1 protein-coding gene is annotated in these 1,256 nt (G+C 56.5%); it reads left to right on the forward strand.

Going from position 1 to position 1,256, the window contains the following annotated elements; translation table 11 throughout:
* Nucleotides 1-63 precede the first annotated feature (63 nt).
* A protein-coding gene (locus tag GQF00_RS14840; protein WP_161319969.1) for an IS3 family transposase occupies nucleotides 64-1,226 on the forward strand; the annotation gives its coding sequence in 2 pieces (ribosomal slippage) (nucleotides 64-322 and nucleotides 322-1,226; 1,164 coding nt in all).
* Nucleotides 1,227-1,256: the final 30 nt, after the last annotated feature.

The following is a 1,256-nucleotide window of genomic DNA, read 5'->3' on the forward strand; positions in this document are numbered from 1 at the left end:
TGATCCTGCCCAGTACTGATGGACACCCTGTTAAGCGAGTAAACTACGCGACAGAGGTGAACTATGGCAAGACAGACAACCCCCAAGAAAACATCCCGCACACGCTACTCTGACGAATACAAATCAGAGGCCCTGAAGCTAGCCGAGCGCCTTGGTGTGAAAGGCGCTGCGAAGGAACTGGGGCTCCATGAATCCCAGCTCTACGGATGGCGTAGCAAGGCTAGGCAGCAGGAATCAACCAGTGATGCCGAGCAACGCCTGCAAGCAGAAAACGCCCGCCTGAAGCGCCAATTGGCCGAGCAGCAAGAGGAGCTTCAGATTCTAAAAAAGGCGTCGGCGTACTTCGCGAAGCAGCTCAAGTGAGGTACGCCTTCATGGAAAAGCACGCCCCGGAATTCTCCATCAAGGCCATGGCCCGTGTGCTGAAGGTCTCACGCAGCGGCTTCTATGCCTGGCGTAAGCGCAAAGGCAATCCTTCTCCCCGTCAGCGGCGACGAGAAGCAAGGGATGCCGAGATCAAGGTGCTGTTCGAGGCAGGTAAGGGCCGTAACGGCTCGATTCGGCTAACCAAAGATATGGTGGCGATAGGCGTGCCGTGTAATCGCAAGACGGTGGCAGACAGCCTGCGCCGTCAGGGATTGCGGGCCAAGGCAGCGAAGAAATTCAAGGCCACGACCTACTCGAAACACAACCTGCCGGTAGCTCCGAACCTGTTGGAGCAGAACTTTACGGCCGGCCAGCCGAACCAAAAATGGGTGGGTGATATCACCTACTTGTGGACGGATGAAGGCTGGCTCTATCTGGCGACCATGATTGACCTGTACAGCCGCAAGATTGTTGGCTGGGCCATGTCGGAGCGCATGACAGCAGCACTGGTCTGTAATGCCCTTGAGATGGCCCTGTGGCGTCGCAAGATGCCGAGTGGCGTGATCGTGCATTCAGATCGCGGCAGCCAGTATTGCTCGAACGATTATCAGAACCTGATGACCAGGCATGACTTGCAGTGCAGTATGAGCGCCAAGGGCAACTGCTACGACAATGCCTGCGCCGAGAGCTTCTTCCATTCGCTTAAGGTGGAGTTGATTCACGGCGAGCGTTTCCGCACCCGGAAAGCGATGAAGGAAGCGGTGTTTGAGTACATCGAAGTGGACTACAATCGAACCCGCCGACACAGCGCCAACGGCCACCTCAGCCCGGAAGCGTTTGAGGCACAACAAGCTGCTTAAAAGCGTGTCCGAAAGTCCTGGGCAGGATCA

Origin of the sequence: Alcanivorax sp. DP30 (assembly GCF_009882945.1) — a bacterium.
GTDB lineage: Bacteria > Pseudomonadota > Gammaproteobacteria > Pseudomonadales > Alcanivoracaceae > Alcanivorax.